This window comes from Microbacterium sp. (assembly GCF_047607225.1).
Taxonomy (GTDB): Bacteria; Actinomycetota; Actinomycetes; order Actinomycetales; family Microbacteriaceae; genus Microbacterium.
In genome coordinates this window covers 17,948-34,109 of sequence record NZ_JASGDO010000049.1, presented here as the reverse complement: position 1 = coordinate 34,109, position 16,162 = coordinate 17,948, and the positions used below count along the sequence as shown (strand labels likewise).

12 protein-coding genes are annotated in these 16,162 nt (G+C 68.1%); 3 read left to right on the top strand and 9 right to left on the bottom strand.

Features of this window, described 5'->3' with window-relative positions:
• Window positions 1–21 precede the first annotated feature (21 nt).
• The 7 genes from QM591_RS10330 to QM591_RS10300 form a co-directional block, all read right to left on the bottom strand.
• Window positions 22–1,803 carry an ABC transporter ATP-binding protein gene (locus QM591_RS10330; protein ID WP_415132243.1) on the bottom strand — a complete coding sequence of 594 codons (1,782 nt, stop codon included), beginning with the start codon at window positions 1,801–1,803 and terminating at the stop codon, window positions 22–24.
• Window positions 1,796–2,713 carry an N-acetylglucosamine kinase gene (locus tag QM591_RS10325; RefSeq protein WP_415132241.1) on the bottom strand — a complete coding sequence of 306 codons (918 nt, stop codon included), beginning with the start codon at window positions 2,711–2,713 and terminating at the stop codon, window positions 1,796–1,798. Before QM591_RS10325 ends, QM591_RS10330 begins: the two co-directional genes overlap by 8 nt.
• Window positions 2,710–3,666, bottom strand: a complete 957-nt coding sequence (locus tag QM591_RS10320) for a glycoside hydrolase family 113 (protein ID WP_415132239.1) — start codon at window positions 3,664–3,666, stop codon at window positions 2,710–2,712. Before QM591_RS10320 ends, QM591_RS10325 begins: the two co-directional genes overlap by 4 nt.
• Window positions 3,663–6,185, bottom strand: a complete 2,523-nt coding sequence (locus QM591_RS10315) for a glycoside hydrolase family 2 protein (RefSeq protein ID WP_415132237.1) — start codon at window positions 6,183–6,185, stop codon at window positions 3,663–3,665. Before QM591_RS10315 ends, QM591_RS10320 begins: the two co-directional genes overlap by 4 nt.
• Window positions 6,182–7,060 carry a carbohydrate ABC transporter permease gene (locus tag QM591_RS10310; RefSeq protein ID WP_415132235.1) on the bottom strand — a complete coding sequence of 293 codons (879 nt, stop codon included), beginning with the start codon at window positions 7,058–7,060 and terminating at the stop codon, window positions 6,182–6,184. Before QM591_RS10310 ends, QM591_RS10315 begins: the two co-directional genes overlap by 4 nt.
• Window positions 7,057–8,040 (bottom strand): carbohydrate ABC transporter permease, encoded by a 984-nt coding sequence (locus tag QM591_RS10305; RefSeq protein ID WP_415132233.1) that lies wholly within the window; start codon window positions 8,038–8,040, stop codon window positions 7,057–7,059. The genes QM591_RS10310 and QM591_RS10305 overlap by 4 nt, the downstream gene beginning before the upstream one ends.
• Window positions 8,041–8,104: 64 nt before the next feature.
• Window positions 8,105–9,418 (bottom strand): ABC transporter substrate-binding protein, encoded by a 1,314-nt coding sequence (locus tag QM591_RS10300; RefSeq protein ID WP_415132232.1) that lies wholly within the window; start codon window positions 9,416–9,418, stop codon window positions 8,105–8,107.
• Window positions 9,419–9,673: 255 nt separating this feature from the next.
• Between QM591_RS10300 and QM591_RS10295 the strand changes: the two genes are divergently transcribed.
• Window positions 9,674–10,687, top strand: coding sequence for a LacI family DNA-binding transcriptional regulator (locus tag QM591_RS10295; protein ID WP_415132230.1), 1,014 nt, complete (start codon window positions 9,674–9,676; stop codon window positions 10,685–10,687).
• Window positions 10,688–10,693: 6 nt separating this feature from the next.
• Here QM591_RS10295 and QM591_RS10290 read toward each other — a convergent pair whose 3' ends face one another.
• Together QM591_RS10290 and QM591_RS10285 are read right to left on the bottom strand one after the other, a co-directional pair.
• Window positions 10,694–11,662 (bottom strand): acetylxylan esterase, encoded by a 969-nt coding sequence (locus tag QM591_RS10290; RefSeq protein WP_415132228.1) that lies wholly within the window; start codon window positions 11,660–11,662, stop codon window positions 10,694–10,696.
• A gap of 192 nt (window positions 11,663–11,854) precedes the next feature.
• The gene (locus QM591_RS10285) at window positions 11,855–13,261 is read right to left on the bottom strand and encodes a L,D-transpeptidase family protein (protein WP_415132226.1); all 1,407 of its coding nucleotides are present in this window, start codon (window positions 13,259–13,261) and stop codon (window positions 11,855–11,857) included.
• A 199-nt stretch (window positions 13,262–13,460) separates the two neighbouring features.
• Here QM591_RS10285 and QM591_RS10280 point away from each other — a divergent pair, with 199 nt between their 5' ends.
• Window positions 13,461–14,636: an ROK family transcriptional regulator gene (locus QM591_RS10280; protein ID WP_415132224.1), complete on the top strand. Its 1,176-nt coding sequence runs from the start codon at window positions 13,461–13,463 to the stop codon at window positions 14,634–14,636.
• Window positions 14,637–14,734: 98 nt separating this feature from the next.
• On the top strand, window positions 14,735–16,015 hold the full coding sequence (locus tag QM591_RS10275; protein WP_415132222.1) for an extracellular solute-binding protein: 1,281 nt from the start codon (window positions 14,735–14,737) through the stop codon (window positions 16,013–16,015).
• The last annotated feature ends 147 nt before the right edge of the window (window positions 16,016–16,162 follow it).

Sequence of the window (16,162 nt, the reverse complement as noted above, 5' to 3'; positions counted from 1 at the left end):
CGGCAGGTCGCCTCCCGCGGCTCACGCCTGCGCGAAGGCCAGTCGGGAGTACGGACCGCCTGCCGCGATGAGTTGAGCGTGGCGGCCCGACTCCACGACGCGGCCCTCGTCCACGACCACGATGAGGTCGGCTCGCTGTACGGTCGACAGGCGGTGGGCGACGATCAGCGTCGTCCGGCCACGCCTGGCCCGATCGAGCGCTTCCGTGACGCGCGCCTCGGACTCGGCGTCCAGTGCGCTGGTCGCCTCATCGAGCACGAGGATCCGCGGATCGCGCAAGAGCGCGCGTGCGATGGCGAGTCGCTGTCGCTGCCCGCCGGAGAGCCCCGAGCCGCGCTCGCCGACACGGGCGTCCAGCCCGACATCGTGGGGCTGGAGGAGGTCGAGTGCCTGTGCCTCGGTCAGGGCGGCGACCACATCGAGATCCGTCACCCCCGATGCGCCATACGCCACGTTGTCGCGTATCGTTCCTGCCAGCAGCACCGTCTCCTGAGGCACGATCGACACGAAGCGTCGCAGCGATCGGAGATCGAGGTCAGCGATGTCGGCCCCATCGATCAGCACACGACCCTCGATCGGGCGGACGAAACCCAGGATGGTGTTGAGAATCGTCGACTTTCCCGAGCCCGAGCGGCCCACGAAGGCCACGGTGTCCCCGGCCGCGATGGTGAGGTCGACGCCGTCGAGAGCGTTCGGTCCGCCGTCGTACTTCACGACCACGCCCTCCAGAGCGATGTCGCCCGCAACGGTCTGCACGATCCGCTTGCCGTCGTTGTCCTCGACATCGAGCTCCTCGGCGACCTCCGCGATCGAACGCAGGGCATCGAGCCCGCGGCTCAGTATCGGAGCGGCGTTCATCAGCATGACGATCGAGTTGGTGAGCATGCCGAAGTACGTGCTGAGAAGCACGACCTGTCCCGGAGTGATCGGCAGCAGGCCGCTGATCGCCAATGATGCCGACCCGACCAGGCACATCAATCCCAGTGCCTGGTACGAGATCCAGGACAGCGCGCCGAACCTGCCGTTGAGGACGTCGAGATCCCGCCCCGCCCGGCGCACCGAGTCCGCGCGCTCTGCCACACGGGCGGTGGCGATCTCTTCGAGGCCGTGACCGCGAGTGATGGGCAGGAGCGCGGCCATCTCCGAGACCTGGGCGGACAGAAGCTCCACTTCGCGTCGAAACGCTTCGTTGCGCGACGTCGCGCGCCGTCGGATGTAGACGATGAGGGCGGCGGCGACGGGGATCGTCACCGCGAACACGGCGACGAACGGGGGAACGTTCAGGGCGGTGATGACGAACGCGCCCACCAGGGTGGCGCACGCGGACACGATCGTCGGGAACAGCTGGGCGAGCATGAGCTCGATGTTCTCCACGTCCCGCACGATCTTGGTCTGGACCAGCGACGCGCTCTGACGGTTGTGGAAACCGATCGACAGCCGCTGCAGGCGTGCGGCCAAGCCGGTGCGGACGGTGTACGCGAGTGTGCGAGTCGCCGTGCTCGTCAGTCGAACGACGAGCATCTGGAAGGGATAGTTGAGGGCGACGAGGATAGCCGCGACGCCTCCCCAGATCCACACCCGCTCGATCGGCCCACCGAGCACCACGATGTCGATGATCGCCGCGGTCACCGGAGGCAGCACCCAGACGGGACTGTCCTTCACGACGAACGCGAAGACGGCGCCGATCATCCCGGCACGGTGTGGCCGGAGCAGTCGCAGGAGCGATCGCAGCGGCTGCGCCCGCCGGACGCTCTCGATCACCTGCGACTCGGGGTCGCCGCGCCGGGGGTCGTCCCTAGCCACTGGTCGCGATCTGTCGCGCGAACGGATGGCCGGCGCTGAGCGAAGCGAGTGTCTGCGCGCCGTCCACGCCGTCGCCGTGCGAGGGTTCGAGCGTGGCCTCGACGCCGGAGCGAAGGAGCTCGCTCGCGAAGGCCGCGCGCAACAGCGGAGAGCGGAAGACCCCGCCGACGGCGCAGACGCGCGCGGTCGTGTCGTCGTCTACCTCCACACGGCGCAACCCCGTCACCACGCTCAGAGCCAGCTCGTGCGCGGCGCGTTCGATGATCGACCCTGCGACCGCATCGCCGGCCTCTGCGTGCTCGCCGGCGGCGCGCGCGAAGGAAGCCACGCGCCGCACCCAGTCCCGCTCGGCCTGCAGTGCGATGTACGCGTCGGGCAGTGTGGGCCAGACCGCGAGGACTGCCTCGCTGAGGGAGGTGTGGGGACCCCGCCCGTCGTAGGCGCGCATGACGGCGCCGAGCACCTCGCGACCGATCCAGAACCCGCTGCCGGCATCGCCCATCGTGTGCCCCCATCCATCCACGCGCGCCACCTCGGTGCGTCCGACCGCGAGAGTGACGACCCCCGTGCCCGCTGCGACCACGGCCCCGCGACTGTCGCCGAGGGCCCCCAGGAAGGCGGTGGTCGAGTCGTGGGCGAGCAGCACCCGGCGGATCGGGGTGTCATCGAGGAGGAGCGCGAGGGCGTGAGCGTCCGCGTCGCGCTCGGTCAGCCCCGACACCCCGGCAGACAGGACGTCGGCGTCGATGCCGGACAGCGCGAGTGCCGTGCGAGCGACATCGGCGACCTGGGGCAGTAACGGCTCGCTGGTGCGGATGCCCGGCAGGTCCTCTTCGAAGAGCGACCCGCCGGCCGTGAGCCGTACTTTCATGCTGGTCTGTCCGGCATCGATGGCCAGGATCCCGCTCATCGGGCCGACTCCGTGCTCACGGCGCGGTAGTGCTCGCGAAGCCATGCTCCCGCGGGCTTGCCGAACGGGCAGTAGTCGTCGTTGGAGGCCGCGTCGGCTTCCGAGTAGAGTTCGGCGGGCCAGTCCCACAGCATGTGCCCCCCGACCCACTCGCGTCTCCGGCTGGCCTCGAACATCGCCCGATAGTAGTCGAGCTGCTCCTGTCCCGAGGGCTCACCAGGGAGCGCCCAGTCGTTGGGCAGACGAGACGATCCCGTCCGAGACGGACACCCCGCCTCCATGAAGAAGAACGGCTTTCCCGCCGTGGCGACGACCGGTTCGATGCGGTCCAGCTGCGCCTCCCACTGGTCGATCGGGTAGTAGCCGCTGGACGAGATCACATCGACCGCGTCCCACCAGGTGACGTGGTCCTCCTGGTATTTGTCGCAGTTGTAGGTCACGAGCCCGGAGTAGACCTCCCGGACGGCGGCGATGAGGCGCCGCCAGTGCGTCTCCTGAGCGTCCGCGCGGACCATCTCGCATCCGATGCACAGCATCTCGCAGGATTCGGCTTCGGCCAGCCGAGCAGCGGCCAGGATGAACTCCGAGTACGAGGCGAACCAGTCGCTCCAGCTCGGCTCATTCGGAACGTCCCAGTCGAAGAACCCGATGTGCGCGCGCCACGTGCCGTCGTGCACGTTGACGACGGGCTTCAGGCACACCTTCATGCCGAGAGAGCGGGCTTCGCGGATGGCCCAGACGATCTCATCGTCGGTCACCGTGGGCTGCAGGTCGCGGTCGATGCTCGTCGAGAAGACATGCTCCTGCTCCGAGGCATACGCGATAGCCGTCCAAGTGACGGCGTGATCGGCCATCGCCCGCATCGACTGCGCGGCGGCCGGGGTGGCCCATGTCCCGCGCACGCCGACCCATCCCCACGTCATGCCGCACACGGGTCCGCCGAGCCCGGTCATGCGGTCACCAGCTGGTTCGCCGAACGCACGACGCGAGGATCGGCCAAGGCCGCCGCATCGATGGTCGCGCCGTCGTGTCGCACGCGAATCACGACGCTCTCTCCCGGCAGCAGCGTGTGCAGCCCGCTGTCTGCCTGGGCATCCGGCGACACTTTGTCGACCAAGACCGTGACGTCCCGGGCGAATGCGCGTGCGGTGATCGTCACTTCGGTGCCGTCGGGGTGGGGGGCCGTCGCCACATCCAGATCATGGGACGGCAGCGTGCTGTCGCGTGGTTCCGTGAAGTACCACGTTCCCCGGGCGTCGTCGGCGTCCACGACCAGTACCTCGGCGGCCGCCTCTGTCGGCGTGCGGATCTCGGCGGGAAGCTCCACGCGGGACGTCGAGCGGGCCGGGACCGTGAAGGGGATCTCCACGCGCTGTTCACTGGTGCCGTCGAACCGCACGCGACGTGCCTGGAGGACGCCCTGCCAGGATGTCGAGGTGTCGTTGCCCACGACGGCGGCCAGTGCATCCCCATCGCCGAGGGGCTGCACCGTCACCACTCTCGGTGCGAAGGCGGCGGCGAGTGCATGGTAGAGCGGCTTGACGCGTTCGTCGCCGTCGATCGCCGCCCACGAGGTGACCGGCCAGCAGTCGTTGAGCTGCCACACGACGGCGCCGCTGTTGTGCGGTGCCAGGGCGCGGAACCAGTCGAGGGCGAAGCGGACGGCGTGCGCCTGGTTGAGCTGCATCGCCCAGTGCCACGTCTCCATGTCCTCGGGGACGCGGAAGTGTGACACGAGACCCGACGTCAGCTTGACGTTGCCCTCCATCGCCTTCTGGTGGACGACCATGCCCGGCGACTCGGGGGTCAGCGGGTCGTCGTCGAGCCATCGTGTGAGCGTGGTCCAGGTGGGAGGAGCCTGCCACCCGAACTCCGCGACGAACCGGGGGCGGTGGTCGCGGTAGGTCGGGTAGTCCTGCCGGTTCCACTGCTCCCACAGGTGCATCGTCCCGTGCTCTTCGGCGTTCGGGTGCTGGCCGGTCTGGCGACCACCACCGGGTCCGGTGACGTAAGGGCCCTCCCAGTCGCCGCCCGGCGAGAAAGGGCTGCCGGGGGAGTACGGCACCTGCGGTGCGAGTTCGGCGAGCACGCGCGGGAAGAGGTCGTAGTAGTAGTAGGCCCCCCATGTCTTGCCGTCGAGGCGTTCCTTCCACGCCCAGTCCTCGAAGCCCCAGAGGTTCTCGTTGTTTCCCGTGAGGAGGACGAGTGAGGGGTGGGATGCGAGACGGACCACATTCTCCCGCGCCTCGGCCTCGACCTCGGAGCGCAGCGGCTCCTCCTCGGGATACGCCGCGCAGGCGAAGAGGAAGTCCTGCCAGACCAACAGGCCGAGCTCGTCGCAGAGATCGTAGAAGTCGTCGGACTCGTACAGGCCCCCTCCCCAGACGCGGATGAGGTTCAGGTTCGCGTCCAGGGCCTGATGCAGTCTGCGGGAGAGTCGCTCCCGGTCGACGCGCACCGGGAGCGCGTCATCGGGGATCCAGTTGACGCCCTTCACATAGACGGGTTGATCGTTGACGACCAAGGTGAACGGCGTGCCCGCATCGTCGGGATCGACGCTCCAACGCACGTCCCGGAAGCCGATGCGCCGGCCGGTGCGATCCAACGTCGCCCCCTCGGCTGACAGCGAGACGTCCACGTCGTACCGCGGCTGTGCGCCGTAGCCGACCGGCCACCACCGATCCACGCGAGGCAGCGAGAGGAGGGCGCCGGCACGGCCGTCGTCGACCGCGGCGACGACCTCTGACGGCGTGCCGGCGCCCGTCTCGAGCCCGTTCACCGCGAGGTGCACGAGCAGTCCGGTGTCTTCGGCGCCCGGCGCGCGCTCGATCCGGGCGTCGACCCGGACCTGGCCTCCGTCGCCGTCGGGGGACGCGGTGATCCGCACCTCGTCGAGTCGTGCTGTCGACCACGACTCCAGCCGCACGCCTTTCCACAGGCCCGAGGTGAAGGTGGCCACACCCCAGTCCCACCCGAAGTTGCACGCGGACTTGCGGATGGCCTCGTAGGGCAGCGGATACGGCCGCGGCCGCACTCCGAGAGCGAGACTCTGCGCGTTGGCGTATCGGACGGGCGATCGGAAGCGCACTTCGAGAGTGTTCGCGCCCTCGTGCAGGAGATCGTCCACGGCGTATCGGTAGGAGCGATGCTGGTTCGCGACGGCGCCGATGGAGGCCCCGTTCAGGACGATCTCGGCGACGGTATCGATCCCATCGAAGACGAGATCATGGCGTTGCTCATCGTCGGGGGCCCAGTCGAAGCGGGTGCGGTAGGTCCAGTCCACTTGGCCGATCCAAGCCACGAGCGCTTCGTTCTCGCCGCGATACGGATCGGGGATGAGGCCCTGCTCGATCAGGTCGACGTGCACCGTCCCGGGGACGGTCGCACGGACGGACGTGTTCGCGAGATGGGAGGGGACGGGGCCCGCGGCGGCGTGGAAGGTCCAGCCTTCGTGGAGGGGGAGGGAGATCACTTGACGGCTCCGGAGGTCATTCCGCGGTAGATGAACCGCTGCAGGAAAACGAACGCGATGAGGGTGGGGATGATGACGAGGATGGTTCCCGCCGCGATGATCTCCCAATGGGCGCCGAAGGGCCCCTTGAAGCGGAACAGCGAGGTGGAGATCGTGCCCTCCGACGGCCAGTAGAGGAACGGGAGGTAGAACTCGTTGTAGATCGCGATGCCCTTGATGATCACGACCGTGGCGATCGCCGGGCGCAGCAGCGGCAGGATGATGCGCCAGTAGATCGTCCAGCGATTGGCTCCGTCGATCATCGCCGCTTCGTCAAGCGACGTCGGGATCGACTGCATGAACTGGATGAAGATGTAGATCGAGATGATGTCGGTGCCGAGGAACAGCAGGATCAAGGCTGCCATCGAGTTGTACAGACCGAGCCCGTTGATGATCTGGAACGTCGCGACCTGAGTCGTGACGCCGGGCACGAGAGTCGCGACCAGGAACAGTCCCACGACGAGGGTGCGACCGCGGAACTGGAATCGGTCGATGGCGTAGGCGGCCATCGTCCCGACGAGGATCGTTCCGGCGAGGGAGATGATGAGGATGATGGTCGTGTTGATGAATCCCTCGACCATTCCTCCCTTCTCGAACGCCTCGACGTAGTTGTCGAGGTTGAGCCAGTTCGCCGGAAGGTCGAAGGGACCTGACTGACCGAACTCCACGGAGTCCTTGAAGCTGGCGATGAACAGCACGCTCAGCGGAATGACGGCGACGACGACGCCCAGGAGCAAGGAGCCGTACTTGGTGGTGCCGGCCGCGGCGCGGCCGAGGCGGATACGAGCGTCGCTCTTGGTGGCGCGCCCCGTCGGGCGTGGTGCTGTGGTGGTCATGTCAGGTCGACCTTCTCGTCGGGGAAGACTTTGCGTTGCACCCACGTGACCACCAGCACGATCACCAGAAGCACGACCGCCATGGCGGAGGCGAGTCCCACCTGCCGGAAGGTGAAGGCGGTCTGCAGGGTCTGAATCACGAAGGTCGAGGTGCCGTTGGCTCCGCCGGTCATGATGAACGGGATCTCGAAGACCGACAGGCTGCCCGAGATGGCGAGGATGAAGCTGAGTCCGATGATGCGGCGGATTCCAGGGAAGGTGAGCGCCCAGAACTGCTGCCATTTGCTGGCGCCGTCGATCTCGGCTGCTTCGTAGAGCTCACCCGGTATGGATTGGATGGCGCCGAGGAACAGTACGAAGTTCAGCCCCGTGTAGCGCCACACACTCGTGGCGGCCAGGGAGTAGTTGGCGATGTCGGGGTCTCCCAGCCACAGCGGCGTGTCCGCCACCCCGAACCATCCCAGAACGGTGTCGAGCGTTCCTCCGGGCTGGAACAGGTAGAGGAAGACGAACCCGATCGCCACGCCGTTGATGAGGTAGGGGAAGAAGAGCACGCCGCGGAAGAAGTTGGAGAACCAGGTACGCGTCGACAGCAGCGCAGCGAAGTACAGGGCGATCGCCATCTGCACGAACGCGCCCGCGAAGTAGTAGATGCTGACGAAGAAGACGCCGAAGATCTGCGGGTTGGTGAACACCTGCACGTAGTTGTCGGCGCCCACGAAGTCGTCCATCGGGCCGATGCCGCGCCACTCGTGGAAGCTGTACCAGATCATGTTGGCGGCGGGCAGGTAGGTCAGTAGGAGCAGTAGACCGACCGCGGCGAGCAGGAACAGGTAGGGCGTCAGCTTCCGCAGGAAGCCGCGGCCGGTCGGCGCACCCGAGGCGGATCGCCGAGCACGCGCGGCGCGACGCCGACCCGCCGTCGGGTGCACCGCGGGGGAGGCCTGCGCGACTGGCGCGCTGGTGGTGGGTGTGGTCATGTCATACTCCTCGGGTTCTCCTGGGCCGAGGCGGGTGCCCCGGCCCAGGAGACAGGTGATCCGATCAGCCGACCTGGGTGATCGTGTCGGCCCAGCGCTTGTTGAGTTCGTCGAAGTACGACTGCTTGTCGCCGTCGGCCGCTCCGCGAGCGATGTCGATGAGCTTCTGGCGGTAGATGTTCGCCCAGATGTCGATCTGCGACTTCTCGGCGATCGTGTTGAACAGCGCTTCCTTACCGGCGGGCGCAGCGTTGAGCTCGAGCAGCTCCACGCCGTTGTCGCTCAGACCGGCGAGGTTGTCGGGGAGGTCCTTGCTCAGCAGCGCCGAGACCATGCCCTGCGTGTCGGTGAAGCCGGAGTCCTCGATCAGGAAGTCGATCCACGCGCGCGCAGCAGCCTTGACGTTCGAGTTCACGTTGATGCCGAGGTTGTAGTCGCCACCGACGACGGCGTACTGCGTGCCGTCCGCGGCCGTGGCGGGGAAGGTCATGTAGCCGACCGTGGACGGGTCGACGCCGTTGTCGCTCGCGGCCGCCTGGAGCTGGGAGATGGCCCAGGAGCCCAGCGCCATGGTGGCGATCTTGCCGGTGGCAAAGTCGACCTTCGACTGCTCCCAGTTCGTGGTCAGCGGGTCGGTCTCCGTCAGGCCGGCGGCGACGGTCTCGTAGATCAGCGAGTCGATGGCGTAGATGTCGTTGCCTTCGGTCCACGGCGCGGAGTTCTCCGCCATCTCGTTCACCGCGTCGGCATCGCCGGTCACGGCGCCCAGGTTGCCCGACCACTGACTCAGCGGCCAGCCGTCCTTGTAGTTGGTGTACATCGGGATGGCGTCGGTCTTGTCCTTGATCGCGGTGAGCGCCGTGATCCACTCGGCCTCGGTCTTGGGGAGCGCCGTGATGCCCGCCTCTTCGAAGACCTTGGTGTTGTAGACGATCCCGTTGGCGTTGCCGCCGAGCGCGAGGCCGTACTGAGTGCCGTCGTAGCTCTTCGGTGCCAGGAAGCGGTAGTCCGCCTCGAAGTCGGCGGTCTTGCCCAGGGGCTCGAAGTAGTCGCCGAACTGGTCGGGCAGGACGCTGTTCGGGATGCCGAGGACGTCGCCGTAGTTCTTGGTGCTCAGTCGCGTGGTGAGCTCGCCCTCGTAGTCGGTGATGCCCTCGAACTTCACGCTGGCGTCGGGATACTTCGCGGTGAACTCTTTCGCGTACTCGTCGAACGTGCCGTCCTGCACGAGGTCGGTGCGCCAGGTGACGAACGTGACTTCGCCGGAGACGGCGTCGGAGTCGCCGCTGGGTGCGGGGGTGGCCCCGCCGGAGCAGCCGGCGAGCGCCACGCCGGTGAGCGCGAGCATCGCGATCCCGGTGAGTGCCTTCTTTGACATCGGGTCCTTCTCTCTCTGTGTGTTCGCCCTTGAACGGTCGCCGCCGCATCGCGGGGTGGATTGCACCGCTCACGCTAGAGCGCAACAACAGGCTTCGCAAGCACCGAATGTCAACGATGTCCATTGCTGTCTCACATCAGATGTAGCGGGCCCAAAGCGCTTTGATCAGGAATATTTTCCGGGTTCTCTCCCATCCTGTCTTGCGTGATGTCGCCGCAATGTCTATCGTCGTCATTGAGCCAGGAGAGGTGGACGATGGCCATTCAGCAACGCGCGACGGTCGAAGATGTCGCACGGCTCGCGGGCGTGAGCGGCAAGACCGTCTCCCGGGTGTTCTCCCAACGGGAGCTGGTGGCAGCCGAGACGGTCGAACGCGTGTTGAGTGCGGCCAAGCGCTTGCGGTTCCGTCCGAACACGTTGGCGCGAGGGCTGCGCAGGGGCGGCGGGACGAACTCGGTCGGCTTCATCATGGGTGAGCTGAGCAACCCGTTCTACTACAAGGTCGCGTCCGGCATCGAGAAGCAGCTGGCCACTCACGGCTACAGTCTCGTGGTGGCGACCACCGACGACAGCGCCGAGGGCGAGGAACGCGTCGCCGATGCACTTCTCTCACAGCGCATCGCCGCGCTGTTGTTGATCCCGGTCGGCGATGACCAGTCGTATCTCGAGGGCGAGAGGCAGTTGGGCACTCCCGTGATCACGATCGATCGCCCGGCGCGGAACCTCGCCGCCGACGCCGTCGTCCTGGACAACCGAGGCACCGTTCGCGAGGCGACGGAGAGGCTCCTCTCGCGCGGACATCGGCGCATCGCCTACGCCTGCAATCCGGTCTCGGTCTACACCCAGTCCGAGCGGCTGAAAGGGTATCGAGAGGCGATGCGAACGGCAGGGGTGTCGGATACGAGCCGGTGGGAGATGCTCGAGGACGACCTCCACCTGCGGTCCGTCGACCTCATCAGGAAACTCATGAACCGCGACGAACCCCCGACTGCGATCATCGCGGGCAACAACCGGATGACGGTGGGAGTCCTCAGGGCGCTCGCCGGGACGCCCGAAGCCGAATCGGTTGCGCTGGTCGGCTTCGACGACTTCGACACGGCCGACGTGCTCGGAGTGAGCGTCATCAGCTACGAGCCGGAGGAGCTGGGGCGCCGCGCAGCAGAGCTCGCGATGGAGCGGATCGCGGATCCGACGGGCTTCATCCGTCAGGAGACGCTGCCCACGTGGATCATCGAGCGAGGAACGGGCGAGCGTCCTCCCCGCGTGTGAGGCGCGTCAGACCCGGCCCGCGAGGAACTCGGTCTGCGCCACCCATTGGTAGCTCTGTCCGCCCTCGTGCTGGTTGTGCGCATACACCTCGATCGCCTTGTCGACGGCGCCATAGCGGTTGTACGCCGCGAAGACCGTCGACGGCGGACAGATCGGGTCGAGGAGCCCGACCGAGAACAGTCCCGGCGCATCGGCACGCGCCGCGTGGTTGACGGCGTCGAAGTACGACAGCGTGTCGAACACGCGCTCTTCAGCATGACGGTACACCGACAGGTAGCGGACGATCTCCTGATAGGGATCGGTATCGGTCATGCCCACGGCTCGCTCGAAATGGCACAGGAACGGGACGTCGGGCATCGCGGCGGTGAGTCCGCGCGACAGGCCTGCCGCGGCGATCGCGATGCCGCCGCCCTGGCTCCCGCCCGCGACTGCGACGCGCTGAGGGTCCACGTGCGGGAGCGAGCGGACGGCGTCGATGGCCAGTGCGGCATCGGTGTACACGCGGCGGTAGTAGTACGTGGAGGGGTCCTCGATGCCGCGCGTCATGAAGCCGGGCGCGGCCGGCCCGGTCGGGTGCGGGTCCGGGGTGTGGCCACCGGATCCCCACGTCGAGCCCTGTCCCCGGGTGTCCATGAGGAGATGCGCGTATCCCGCGGATGCCCACCCGATGCGCTCCACCGGGATGCCGCGGCCGCCGTTGTAGCCGTTGTACTCGACCACGGCGGGAAGCGGGGCGTCGGAGTTGCGGGGGAGCGTGAGCCAGGCTTTGACGTCATCGCCGCCGTAGCCTGTGAAAGTGACGTCGTACACGTCCAGTGTCGTGAACGGCGTGGTCACGGCCGAGAGGCGGGGCTCTCGCGCCGCGGCGCGCGACTCGGCCAGTGTGTCTGCCCAGAAGGAGTCGAAATCCGCGGGTTCGCGGACGGTCGGTCGGTAGTTCTGCAGTTCGGCGAGGCGGAGGTCGAATCGTGGCACGAGGGATCCTTCGGGTGGCGGGTCAGCGCCACACTAGACCCGCGTGAGAATCCTCGCCAAACCGGAGTCGCGGGCCATGTCCGCGCTTGTCCGCAGGCCCGCTGACCGACGAGCCGCGGCGGTTCCGGTCTTCGGGGGGATCTCAGCCCCGTCGAAGCCTCCGGCGTGTCTCGGACAATGTCCGATCGACACTCACCCGTGGATCCAGACGTCGGTTCCCTCCGGCGACCAGTCGTAGATCCTCTTCGCCTTCGCGGGCGGCATGTTGACGCAGCCGGCGCTCATCACGTTGCCGAAGTTGTTGTGCCAGTACGCGCCGTGGAACGCCTGGTTCCCGTTGAAGTACATGACCCACGGCACGTCCTTCTGGGTGTACGCCTTGCCGGAGTCGCGCGCCGTGCCCTTCATGTCCTGAGAGGAGGTCTTCCACCCGATGCGGAAGTGACCGGGGTAGGTCACCGCCCCCGGACGGCCGCTGGAGATCAGCCAGGTGTCGACGACCTTCCCGTTCTCCTTGAGGTAGAGGCGCTGGGCGCCGAGGTCGACTTCGAGCAGGCGCGCGAGCTCGGTCGTCTTGTGCGGTGTGACCTCGACGGGGAGAGCGAAGGCGCCCTCGCCCGCGGCCAGCTGTGCGGCGAAGGCCTCGGCGACACCAGCGGTGTCGCCGAGGACCCGACCGTCCTTGCCCTCCTCGACGGTCCGGAGGATGTCTCCCGCGCTGTTGGTGACGACGGTCGCGTCGGCGACGTCCTGATCGATCGCGTCGCGGAGGTCCGCCACGGCGGCCTCGATCCGGCCGGCGTCAGCGCTGATGGTGAAGTCGCCCTCGTCGGAGACCTGGACGGTGAGCCACGAAGCGGCTGTCTTCGCCGAGACCGGAACCGTGCGCTCATCGCCCACGTAGAAGCCGATCTCGGCCAGGAGCGCGTTGAGCCGGTCGGCGGCGGCCTCGGCCTTGGCGGTCGTGGCGGCCGCGTCCACCGGGACGATGACCGGCTCGACCACCACGGAGGTCCGTCCTTCGGCGAAGGCCGTGTCGAGGGCGGTCTGGAGGGGCTCGAGATCGATCCCCTGGCCGACGACCGCGGGCTCGGCGACGTATTTCTTCCCGTCGAACGTGACCGTCGCCGCGGTGGGGGAGGTGTACAGGTCGGGCAGGGCCTTCTGCAGTGCGGAAGCGGCAATCGTCGGGTCGAGGGTGATCTCGGCCTCGGTCGTCTCTCCGAACCACTGGGCGAGGTTCCACATGGGGTGGGAGTCGAACGCGCGTCCGGCGAGGGTGCCGGCGTCGACTTCCGCCCCGAGCTCCGCGGCGGTCAGGCGGGGCCCGCCCTCGCCGAGGGTCACCGTCGTCGTGGCCAGTCGCTGGGAGATGGCGTCGGAGGCCCCTCCTGCGGTGAGGAAGCCGACGGGAACTCCGGCCACTGCCGTTCCGGGAGCGATGAGGACCAGTGAGGCGGCGACCAGTCCCACCGCGGCCACGCCCGCCGGGATCCCGAGGCGCAGGCCCCACCGCTTCCGGCGCGGAGCCGCCGTCGCAGGCGCCCACTGCACGGTCGGCACCGAGGCGCCATCGGCGGGGGTTGTCGGTTCGCTCACGGTGTCACTCCCAGGGAGGTCGGCCCAGAGTCCGGAAAATCGGCGCACGGGCGCCTCTCCATGGTACGCGACGGGGCTCTCGTGAACCGGCAGGGGCGGCACCCGCCGGCCCGGGGTCAATGTAACGGTTTTGTAAACGATCCTTCCGAATTGCGGATCTCCCTTGCGGAGGCCTAGTTCGTAAGGTCTACTAACAAACATGTCGAGAACGGACTCCGCGCGTCAGCCTGCAGGCCTCGCCGGCGGCGCGCGCGCCTTCGGCGCCGGGCGCAGTCTCCGCCACGCCGTGAAGGTCCTGCCCGAGCACGCACGCGCGCACAACCGTTCCCTCGTTCTGCAGAACCTCTTCCACCACGGCGCCATGAGCCGCGCCGACCTCTCCCGGGAGACGGGACTGACCCGCGTGACGATCTCCGACCTCGTCGCCGAGCTCATCTCCGACGGATATGTGGCCGAGCGCGGCGTGCGCGAGGCCTCGGGACCGGGCAAGCCGGCCATCCTCGTCGACCTCGATCGCGAAGGGCACCGCATCGTCGGCCTCGACCTGTCGGGAACGGATCGATTCCTGGGGGCCGTCCTCACGCTCGACGGCGACATCGTCGCGCGCCACGGCGTCGCCGCGCCCAGCGACCCGCTCGACATCGTCGACGCGGTCGTCTCGTTGGCCCGGACCCTCGTCGCGGACGCGCACGCTCCGGTTCTCGGCATCGGCGTCGGAAGCCCCGGTGTCGTCGACGAGCGGGGCGTGGTGCTGACCGCTCCGAACTTCGGCTGGCGGGACGTGGATCTGGCGGGTGCTCTCACCTCGGCGCTCGCCCTCCCCGTGCTCGTCGCCAACGATGCGAACGCCGCCGTCCTCGCCGAGTACACCTTCGGAGGCGCCGCCGACGACGTCATGCTCGTCCGCGTCGGTCGTGGTGTGGGTTCGGGTCTCCTCTCCGGCGGGCAGCCCATGGCCGGAAGCCGACACGCGGCCGGCGAGATCGGACACGTCACGGTCGGCACCGACGGAGGCCCCCGGTGCGTCTGCGGCAAGGTCGGCTGTCTCGAGGCGTGGTTGTCGGTGCCCGCGATCGAGGAGCGGCTCGCCACGGCGGGTGCCGACCGCACGGCGATCCTCCAGGACGCCGGCGAACGGCTCGGTATCGCGCTGGCTCCCATCGTGGGCGCGCTCGATCTCTCGGAGATCGTGCTGTCCGGCCCCGCTGAACTGCTTGACGGGCCGCTGGCCGAGGCGACCGTCGAGACCCTGCGTTCGCGCACCCTGGCCGAGTTCCACGACGGCGTGCGCGTGCGGATGACGGAGCACGGGGAGGACATCGTCCTTCGCGGTGCGGCCGTCATGGTCCTGTCAGGACGGCTCGGGGTGTCCTGACGCGCTCCATCACCCCCGGATGGGTCGACGACCCGTCCTTCCGGACGGAATCGCCCGATCCCGTCCGACACACCAAGAGAAACAAGAAGGAAGACAACATGAACAAGAAGCTCGGAGCCCTCGCGCTCGTCGGCGCTTCGGCCGTCATCCTCGCGGGATGCTCGACCGGCGGTGCGACGACGCCCACCGGCAATGGCACCCCGGAACCCGCCGAGCTGCGCGTCTGGCTCGTCGGGACCGACACGCCCCAAGCGGCGCGCGACTACCTGACCAAGACGTTCGCCGACGCGAACCCTGGCAGCAAGATCGTGATCGAGGAACAGCAGTGGACCGGCCTCGTGGACAAGCTCACCACGAGCCTCTCCTCCAGTGACAGCCCCGACATCGTCGAGATGGGCAACACGCAGGCGGCTGCCTTCACGTCGGCCGGCGCGCTGCTGGACCTCAGCGACATCTCTGACAAGCTGGGCGGCTCCGATCTGCTGGACGGGTTCGTCGAGGCGGGCACGTGGGACGGCAAGCTGTACGCCGCGCCGTACTACTCCGGCGCCCGCGTGGTGTTCTACAACACGGCGCAGTACGAGGAGGCGGGCGTCTCGGCCCCCAGCACCCTGGCCGACTACGTGGCGAACGGCGTCACTCTCGCCGACAAGCTCTCGGGCGTCTCGGGCGTCTACTTCCCCGGCAAGGACTGGTACAACGCTCTGCCGTTCATCTGGGAGAACGGTGGCGAGGTCGCCGTGAAGAACAGCGATGGTACGTGGGAGGCGCAGCTGTCCTCCGAGGCGTCGCTGGCCGGTCTCGCCCAAGTGCAGGAGCTGATGACCAAGGCGTCGCTCGCCGCGAAGGACGGCGACGAGACCGAGGCCTGGGTCCCGTTCCGCACGGAGAAGGCGGCGACCCTGTCGGCGCCGAGCTGGGCCTACTGGTCGATCGTCGCGGACGAGGACAAGAAGGACACCGCCCTCACCGACAACCTCGGCTACTTCGCGCTCCCCGGCAAGGACGGCGGCGCCGCCCAGGTGTTCGCCGGAGGCTCGAACATCGGCATCGCGGCCCGCTCCGCCCACCCGGAGCTCGCCAAGAGCGCGCTGGAGATCATCCTGAGCGATGAGTACCAGACGATCCTCGCCGAGAACGGCCTGGTGCCGGCCAAGAAGTCGCTCGGCGACAAGGTCGCCGCCGCGACCCCCGAGCTCGCCAAGGTGATCGCCGAGGCGGCCGCGAACGCGAAGCTCACCCCGGCCTCGCCCAAGTGGGCAGACGTCGAGGCGAAGGGCCTGCTGCAGGACTTCTTCGTCAAGATCGCGAACGGAGGCGACATCGCCTCCCTCGCGGCCGAGCTCGACACCCAGATCGAGTCGATCCTCAACGGCTGATCTCGATCCGCCGTTCCCCCGGGCGTGCCCGACCCCGGGGGAACGGCTCCCTCGACAGAAGGAGGAGGACGGTGACCGTCCCCACCACACTCGCGCCCGCGCAGGCGCCGACGGCGCCGCCTCCCGGCGCCGTGCCACGGCGTCGCC

Excerpts from the sequence above, each read along its gene's own strand:
- QM591_RS10325 (WP_415132241.1), bottom strand. The coding sequence starts at position 2,713 with ATGAGCGGGATCCTGGCCATCGATGCCGGACAGACCAGCATGAAAGTA.
- QM591_RS10320 (WP_415132239.1), bottom strand. The coding sequence starts at position 3,666 with ATGACCGGGCTCGGCGGACCCGTGTGCGGCATGACGTGGGGATGGGTC.
- QM591_RS10310 (WP_415132235.1), bottom strand. The coding sequence starts at position 7,060 with ATGACCACCACAGCACCACGCCCGACGGGGCGCGCCACCAAGAGCGAC.
- QM591_RS10305 (WP_415132233.1), bottom strand. The coding sequence starts at position 8,040 with ATGACCACACCCACCACCAGCGCGCCAGTCGCGCAGGCCTCCCCCGCG.
- QM591_RS10300 (WP_415132232.1), bottom strand. The coding sequence starts at position 9,418 with ATGTCAAAGAAGGCACTCACCGGGATCGCGATGCTCGCGCTCACCGGC.
- QM591_RS10295 (WP_415132230.1), top strand. The coding sequence starts at position 9,674 with ATGGCCATTCAGCAACGCGCGACGGTCGAAGATGTCGCACGGCTCGCG.
- QM591_RS10280 (WP_415132224.1), top strand. The coding sequence starts at position 13,461 with ATGTCGAGAACGGACTCCGCGCGTCAGCCTGCAGGCCTCGCCGGCGGC.
- QM591_RS10275 (WP_415132222.1), top strand. The coding sequence starts at position 14,735 with ATGAACAAGAAGCTCGGAGCCCTCGCGCTCGTCGGCGCTTCGGCCGTC.